The sequence below is a fragment of the Actinoplanes oryzae genome, assembly GCF_030757795.1.
Taxonomy (GTDB): domain Bacteria; phylum Actinomycetota; class Actinomycetes; order Mycobacteriales; family Micromonosporaceae; genus Actinoplanes.
Genome location: NZ_JAUQWH010000253.1, coordinates 1 through 8,927 on the forward strand (window position 1 = coordinate 1; position 8,927 = coordinate 8,927).

The 8,927-nt window shown below is 74.3% G+C and carries 1 pseudogene; it reads right to left on the minus strand.

Annotated elements, in window-relative coordinates:
* Positions 1–8,927: pseudogene (locus RBH18_RS41460) on the minus strand (hypothetical protein); the annotation flags it as partial.

Genomic DNA, 8,927 nt, shown 5'->3' on the forward strand with positions numbered 1-8,927 from the left:
AGACGATGCCCGGCACGATGTAGGGCCCGCCGTTGAGCGCCGCGTTCGCGTGGTTCTGCGCGTGGGACAGGAACGAGCGCAGCGCCCGGACGTTGTCGTGCGGCTGGTCCGAGGCGGACATCGGAAGCAGCGCCTCGGCGACCTCCTTGCCCTTGGCGCCGCCGATGGCAGCGGCGACCGCCCGGCGTACCGTGCCGACCCGGTCGCCCAGGTCCAGGGCCGAGCTGATGCCCCCGAGGCCGATGCTCCGGGCGCCGGGCGGCGCCGGGAGCGTCTCGGTGGTGGCCGGCGCCGGGGCGGCGGGCGGGCGGGACCGGTCGAGCTCGGCGGCCCGCTCGTCGTGGGCCTCGGCGACCAGCCGCCGCTCGGTGGCCTGCCGGTCGGTCATGGCCTGCCGCTCGGCGTCCTGGCGGGTTCGCAGGTCGTCGTGCTCCTGGCGGCGTACGTCGGCGGGGGTGTTCATGGTCCGGTGCCGCGCGTCGAGCGTGGCGCGCTCGGCCTCGTGCCGGGTGCGCTGACCGTCGGCCTGGCTCGCGTGCAGCTGCTGCAGCTCGACCTCGGCGCTGAGCCGGTGCCGGGCGGCGTCCTGCTCCCGGATCCGGTGGATGTCGGCCTCGGTGAGCCACACGATGGCGGAGGTGGGCAGCGTCAGCCGTTGCCCGGCACGTTGCACCGGCCGCCCGGGGACCAGGTCGAGCATGTCGATCTTGCCCCGGCGCTGGGCCTCCACGACGATCTCGGCGTCGACGTCGATCTGCACCGGCACCCGGCGCTCCGGGCGTCCGCCGACCTTGACCTTGGAGGTGCCCGACACGCCCTCCTCCCGGACGCTGCCCCAGGTGCGCTGCCACGGGGTGAGGCCGGCGACGACCGTGCCGCCGGGCAGGGTGCTGGAGTCGCCGTGGTCCTGTGCCGTGCCGGTGATCCCCGCGACGGCCGTGAGGGAGACGGCGGCCTCCCACGCGCTGCCCCGCTTGGCGCTGCTCCCCGAGCCGCCGGCCAGCACGTCCTTGACCTGCTCGAACTCGGACGCGGGCAGGATCCGCGGGTTGGTCGGCCGGAGCCGGACCTTGACGTTGGCCTCCACGTCGGACGCCCGGCGGCTGTAGGTCAGGTGGTCGATCGACAGCGGCGTGCTGAACAGCTCGCGGTCGTTCGCCAGCCGCTCCGGCGACAGGCTGTTGCTGATCGTGCCGGAGATGGGCCCGTCGGGGAAGGCGAAGATCGGGTCGCCCGTGGCGCGGACCAGGGTCTCCTTGACGGCGTCCTGGAGATGGCCGGCGCCCAGGAAGGTCTCGACGCGGCTGCCGTCCAGCTCGTGCGGGAAGCCGCCCGCCATCGTGCTCAGCGGCGGGGCGTACGCCATCCACTCCTGGTCGCGCGGTTGCGGCGCGGGCACCGCCGGGGGCCGGGTCGTGCTCACCCGGTGCTCGGGCACCAGCAGCCGCACGTCGAGCTTGTGCTCCCGGGGCGGGACCACGGAGCCGGAGATCAGGGACGGCGTGCCCCGGCCGGGCAGCCCCGGCACGAGCTGCCGCATGTTCTGGTTGGTCCGCACGCTCGACTGGCTGGTGGCGCGGACGGTCAGGGTGCCGGCGAACTCGCGCATCGGCACGCCGGTGAGCTCGCCCGCGGGGGTCAGGCCGGGGGCGTGCCGGACGTCCGAGCCGTGGGCGTCGGAGACGGTGAGGTCGTGGCCGCGCACGCCGGTGTGGCTGACGCGGGGGCCACCGAGCATCGTCGAGATCGCCCGGCCGACGGGACCGAGCACCCGGCCCTCCAGGCTCACCTCGTTGGTGCGGCTGTGCTCCTGGCCGCCGGTGAAGGCGGACTGGCGGCTGCGCTTGTCGCCGGTCTTCAGCTCGCCCCGGTCGAGCAGGTCGCCGTCGGACAGGTCGGACAGCTCGCCGGTCACCGTCACGACGGTGCTGTAGTCGTGCAGTGCGCCGTTCTTGAACAGCGGGATCTCCAGGCCGGGCCCGACGATCCGGTCCAGCAGGAACCGCAGCTGTCGGTCGGAGAGCTGGGTGCGCGCGGCCGCGTCCCGGGAGAGGATCGCCTGCACCCCGGCGCTCAGGCCGGACGCGAGCGACTGGTCGCCGAACTGCTTGACGAAGGTCTCCGCGTTGAAGGAGAAGCCGCGGTGCCCGGGGACGCTGCGCAGGGCGTCGGCCACCGTGCGGTAGAGCTTGTCCCCGCCGTCGAGGTCGTCGATGTACGCGCCGCCGAACGAGTGCCCCTGCTCGACGTGCGCCGGCGCGAAGTGGGTGCGGGAGACTCCCGTGCGACCGTGCCACGGCGTCGCACCGGGGTCGAGGGCGCTCCTGCGGACCCGGTCCGCGGTCGCCCACTGCATCGTCTCCACCGGGCCGGCCAGCGTGCGCGCGGGCCCACCGAGCGGGCGTACCTGCAGGTCGTAGACGGTCCGATAGCGGACCGCCGGGCCGGTCGCCTCCAGGGTGTCGCGCGCGCCGGCCTCGTCGGTGAACTTCTGGGTGTTCGAGCCCTTGCGGGTGGCCGACACCCGGGGGCCGACCACGAAGGAGACCGGCGCCACGTCGGTGCCGCCGCCGGCCAGGCCCCAGGCGTTCCACGGGCGGTCGGCGGCGGTGGTGTCGGCGGCCTCGACGGACAGTTTCGTGACGTCGCTGTGCTTGGCGTCGGCCACCGTGTCGACGACCTGCACCTGGCGGGCCACCAGCCGCATCTGCAGCGCCCGGTCGCGGGCGGGGAAGACGCGGCGCCAGCCGCTCTCGTGGGCGCGGGGCAGCGGGTCCGAGTCGACCCAGCCGGCGTCCGGGTCGTCCAGGTCGTGGGTGGCGGCCTTGGCCAGCTGGGCGGAGAGGTTGCCGTCGGACAGGAAGCGCTGCAGCACCGTACGGCCCGGAGCGCCGACCCGGGTGATGTCGCCCAGTCCCGCGTCGCGCAGCATCCGGTCGACCTGGTCGAAATAGCTGCCCTCGACCGGGTCGGTCCGGCTGGTCACGCTCTCGACCCCGAAGCGGGACGGCGGGGCGGCGTGCAGCTTCTCCGGTGCCGGGCCGTAGAGGGGTCCGGGGTCGGCGAGCCGGGTGGGCACCCGCAGCGGTACGACACCGTTCGCCGTGACCGTGCCGAGGGTGGCGTCCCCGGCGTCCTTCAGCGTCGCGGTCAGGACGATCGGGACGGTGACCTCGGCCTGGTTGTCGAGCTTGACGCTGGTGACCGTGCTGAAGTCGGTGCGCCGCGCGGTGCCGGCGGTGGCCTGCGGCGAGGTCGGCACGCTCCCGCCCAGGCCGGCCACGAACGGCGGCATCGCGGTGACCGAGGCCTTGGGCTCCAGGTGCTGGTCGCGGGTGTGCCGCACCGAGCCGGTGAAGGACCCGCCGGTCTTGCCGCTCGCCTTGGCGGAGTCGGTCGACGCCCGCTGCGTGCGCAGGCCGTCCCAGTCGAGCCGGGCGGTCACGACCAGCTCGGCGGGGCGTCCGTTCACCACCACCGGGTACGGCCGGCCGGCGCCCAGGAACTGGTCGATGTCGTTGCGGATGTCCGAGTGCAGCTGGTCGCGTACCGGCGGCGGCACGTCGAGCGCGCTCAGGTCGACACCCTCGGTGGGGCCGGTCTGCTCGGCCATGCCGAGGGTGTCGCTGTCCCGGAGATAGTTCGGAAGGCGCTCGCGCAGGTTCGGCGGGGCGAGCTCGGCCGGCAGGGCCAGGTCGCCGTCGGTGGTGACCGCGACCCCGATGCTCGGGTCCGCGTCTTCGGCGACGTCCGGTTCTTCGGCGATGTCCGGCAGCGTGGGCGCCGGGGGGCGGAACGACGTCAAGGTGGGCAGTGCCCTGGTGTCCGGGGACGACGACCAGCGGAAGGCGGTGGCCAGCTCGGGCAGGAGCATGCTGCCGGCCGGCTTGCCCGACAGGTACGGGCCGGTGCGCTCGACCGTGGTGGCGGCCCCCGGCTCGGCGGTGTGGAAGCGCTGCCAGCTGCCGGACGGCGGCACCAGCGGGCGGGCCCGGCCGCCACGGTCCTCGCCGGCGGTGTCCGTGACGAAGGCCTCGCCGCCCGCCGTCCACACCGGACCGGCGGGGGCGATGATCGTGACGCCGGGCAGTGCGGCGGAGAGCTCGGCGGCGTACCCGTCGGGCAGCCCGGCCACCAGCGCGACCGGCTGGTTCCGGAACTCCGGGTCGGCCTTCAGCTCGGCGGCCAGCTCGGCCGGGCCCAGCGTGGTGTCGCCCCGGCGCAGGCCGGTGTCCGCGCCCGAGCCGACGAGGGTGTAGTGGCCGGCGGGGCCGGTGAACCGGCTCGCCGCCCGGTTCGCGGCGCGGTCGGCCGGGTTGACGAACGTCCGGGTGACGACGGGGTCGGACGCGGGCTCGGGCGCCGGCTCGGTGGCGGGCGCCTCGAACGGCGGCGGGCTGACGGGACGGTCCGCGGGCGGCATCGCGAGGAGGGCGGTGCGGACTTCGTCGTACAGCTGCTCGGCGGTCGGGATCTGACGTACCGGGGTGTCCAGGAGGCGGACCCCGGCGATCTCACCGCCGCGCAGCACCTCGTACAGCGAATGGTTGGTGGGCGCCACCATCCAGGCCGACAGCGCCAGCAGGAAGTCCTGCTCGGTGACGCCGGGCACGTTGAGCCAGCGGAACGTCGTGAGCATCCGCGCGGTGGTCAGCGACGGCCCCGAGATCACCGGGATGGCGCCCTCGTCGTGCACCCGGCGATACCAGTCGCTGCCGGTGTCGAAGCGGTAGAAGGCGCTGCCGTTCACCCAGGGCAGCGGCAGCTCGGGACCCTGCTCGCCTGGCCTGAGCCAGGACTGCCACGGCTGGTCGTGGTCGTGCGTGCCGGGGAAGGACCTGGTCACCTTGGTGATGACAGGGTTGCCGTCGGCGTCCTCGCCGGTCTCGACGCTGATGCCGAGCGTGTCCTTCTGCTGCAGCAGCGGGACGAGATCGGGGCGGCCGTCCGCCGTACGGGGAATCGAGTCGAGCGGGATCTCCTCCGACCGCACCGTGTCCACGGTGAACGCGGGCGCGTCCGACCCGGTGAGGAAGCCCTGCTCGTAGCTGCCCAGCGCCATGCCCTGCTGCCGGAGCCGTGCCGGGGTGACCGCCTGCGGGCCGCGCGTCTTCTCCGCCCGGGTCCGCTCGATGCGCCGGGCCTGGTTCTGCTCGTCGAGGTCGCCGGCCCAGTCGGGCGAGCGTCCGATGAGGTTCAGCTCGGTGAACGGGTCGTCGTCGACCGTGGCCTTGCGCTTCTGCTTGCGCATGGCGCCGGCGACCGTCGCGCGCTGCGGGCCGTCGAGATGATCCGCGTACGCCCGCAGCTCGGCGGTGTTGAGCCCGAGCCGGTCCGAGCGCTCCCAGTCCCGGGCGCGCACGATCTCCAGCGCGACGTCCTTGAGGTTCGGCTCGCCGGCCGGCGGGGTGCGATTGAAGTAGGCCGCGTTGTAGAGCGCGCTCATCAGCTCGCGCAGGTTGCCGTCCCGCAGCAGCGCGCTCAGCTCCGGGCCGGTCAGGGCGGTGCCCGCCTGGCCCGAGTCGTTGGGGTGGTTCTTGAGGAACGAGCGGCGGACCCCGTCGGCGGGCGGCGTGTCGGTGGCCTGGGCCAGCACCTCGCGCAGCCGTTCCACCGTGCGCAGGGCGGTGTCCCGCACCTTGAGCGACTGGTAGAGGTCCTGCGCCAGGGACTGCTCGTACTGCTCGGCGGCCTGCTGCCGGGTCAGCGGCGGCGGCTGCGGCGCGTCCGGCTGCCGGAAGGGTGTCAGCGTCGGGACGGCCTCGACCAGAAGGTCGGCCGGCGGGCCGTCGTCGTCGCTGTCGTCGTCCGGCCGGGTGGGTGCCGGGGGTGCCGCCAGCGCCGCGGGTTCCTTGGCGGCGGCGTCCGTGACCAGGGCGTCGGCGTCGCGCGCTTCGGCGCGGACGTCCTGGACCGTGGCCGGCAGGTCGCCGAGGCCCGCGATCCGCAGATCCAGGGCGTCGGCGCGAGCCCGCCGCTCGGAGATCTCCTGCAACGCCTGGAACGAGCGCAGGAACGAGTCGGCCACCCGGATCTGCTGCTCGTCGCCCGGCGGCAGCGCCCGCGACTCCGCCGCGACCCGGGCGGCGTCGGCGGCCCGGTCCGCCCACTGGCGGCTCTCGTCGCGCAGCGCCACCAGCTCGTCGTGCCAGGCCTGCAGCTGGTCGAGATCCGCCGTGGCCTGCTGGGCGGCCAGATCGGCCCGGGCGGCCGCCTCCCGGAAGTCGCGGACCGGGGGCGCGGCCGGGTCGTTGGCCAGGTTCCGGGCGTCCTGGTGCAGCTCGGCGGCCTGCACGTGGGCGTCCCGGGCGGCGGTCACGTCGGGCAGCGCCGGGGCGATGGCGTCCACGGACGGCTGGGCCACGTCGGCGATATCCGTGGCGACGACATCGGCGTCCGTGGCGAGTTCCCCGACGGCGGCGGCGAGGCTGTCCACGTCGAAGCCGCCGAGCGGGGCCGAGGCGTCCAGCACGAACGGCAGGTCCGTCACGGTCACCTGGCCGGGCGCCTCGGGCGACGCCTGGAACTGCACGAACCGGCTCTCCGCCGACGGGGTGGCGAACAACGGCACGGCGCCGGGGCCGAGCGCGTCGGTCGGCGTGACCATGGCGTGCCCGCGGTCGCTGGCCCACACGATGCCGCCGGGCGCGATGACCGCGACGCCGGGCAGTTCCCGGGCCAGCTGGGCGGCGAGCCCGTTCACCCGGTCGACGCCCGTGTCACAGGCGATCAGCACGATCGGGCGGCCCTGCCAGTCCGGGTCGGCGCGGATGTCGGCGGCCAGCTGCGCGGCGGTGACCCGGGCCGGGCCCACTTCGAGCTCACGGGGGTTGGCGTGGCCGAAGACGTGATACCGGTCGGGGTGGCCCGCGTAGACCGGCGCGGCGGCGGTGCGCATCGTGCCCTGGTCGCCCGGGGCGGCGTACACCAGGCCGCTCGCCACGGGAACCGGCTTCGGCGCCGTGCCCGGGGCGGGGGCCGGGGCGGGACGGCCCAGCTCGTAGGTGGCAGTGCCGTTGTCGCCGAGGGTCTGGGTGACGGTGAGCTTCTGGCGTACGGGGACGCCGACCGGCCGGAACGTCTCCGACTGTCCGTCGGGGCCGTGCACGGTCAGCTCGAGCCCGCGGATCTGCTCGGGCGTGCCCGCGGCGGGGAGCTGCCGGGAAATGGCTTCGGCGAGCTCGGGCGGGGCGCTGGCCGGCTGCGACGCCATCGGCTGCGGCACCCGCGACGAGCCGGCCGGCCGGTTTCCCACCCCGGGTTGCTGCAGCGCCCGCCGGGTGCCGGCGGCCATCCTGGTGAGCTGGACAGGGACCGTGCCCCGCGCCGCCGTCAGCCGCTGGACCGCGCCTTCGTACGCGGTCTTGTCCCGGGTGAACGCGACGGCCCGCAGATCCTGAATGTGCTGCGGGGTGACCGTGGCGTATTCGGGGTGGGCCGCGATGAGGTTCTCGATCTGCTGCTGCCAGGTGCCGGGATCGGTGTGGCTCTGCGGGATGGTGCCGGTCTGCGGGAAGTTGCGCAGCAGCCGCTTGCCGTCGGTCGTGACGGCCAGGGACGGATCGAAGACGGCGAAGTTCTTCGCGGCATCCGGGACCCAGGGCCGGTTGGCAGCCACCGACTCCGCGATCCCACGGCCCTCCTTCGAGGTGTACGTGAGGGCGGCCGAATCGTTCGACCGGACGCCGAAGGTGACGCTGTTCTCGAGCCGGCCGCCGGGCGGCATGCGCAGGAGCGTGTTGGGCTCGGGCAGATAGACGGCGCGGCTGTCGTGCTGCGCCATGGCCTGGCGGACGTCGAGGTCGGCCTGGTTGGCGGCGCGCGCCCGCTCCAGCACGTCGGCCGGCACCGGGGGCCCGTCGTTGTCGGCACGCCCCGGGCCCAGGTCGTAGCCGCCGCTGATCATCTGGGCGTTCTCGTGCTCGGCGATGACCGCGTCCGCCTGGTCGAACAGGCCGCGTCCGCCGGGGCGCATCGACTCGACGTCGCCGTCGGCGATGTGCAGGAACGTGCTGTCCGGGTCGGCGCCGGGCTGCTCATTGAGCTCGGCGATCAGGTTCTCGGTGGCGTCGTGGCGGGCGATGGTCTCGCGGAAGGCGGCGTACGGGATGTTGCGCTGGTCGCTGCCGTTGGCGGCGTTGCCGGACCAGGTGAAGCCGGTCAGCACGACGGGGAAGGTGACCGCCGGAGACACGGCCACTTGATTGATCTTGTTCTGGACGGCCTGGGCAGCGTTCGGGTCGCGGGCGGTGTTGCCGTTGACGCCGATGACCAGGGCGAAGCGGCCCCGGTCGGAGTCGTTGTCGAAGGCCTGGGCGTACTGGTTGATCAGGGCGTCGATGTCGGTGCCGACCGTGGCGGGGACCGTGGCGACGTAGGTGGGCTTGCCCGCGGTCTCGGGCCCCCGCGGCGGGACCTGCGGGTTGATCCGGCGTGGCTGGCCGGGCACCGGCGTGAAGCGGTAGCGGCGCTGCGCCTCGCGGAAGGTCGGCGTGCCCTTCTCCACCATGACCGGCGCGCGCGACGGCGTCTGCACGCTGCTCGTGTCCACGGTGGCGGGCGTGGTGGCAGGGGTGGTGTCGCGCACCGGGCCGGCGGTCTGCGCGATGTCCTGCATCAGCCGCAGGTCCGTGTCGGTGAGGTAGTCCGTCGGAAGGTTCTGCGCCTGGTATTCGGCGGCCTGGGCTCGCGAGACGGGCAGGGTGTGCACGTTCTGGCCCATGACGCCGGGGCGTTCGGTGGTGCGCAGAAGGCGGTCGTCGGACTTGTAGCCTTCGTTGTCGCCGAGGTAGTGCATGATCTCGTGCACGGCGACGGCGACGCTGTCGTTGGTGTTCCACTGGTGCTGGTGGGTGTCGGCGGCGAGGTCGGTGACGAGTTCGACGGGTGGGTTGCGGCGGGGGTCGTCCTGCCAGTCGCTGAGCATG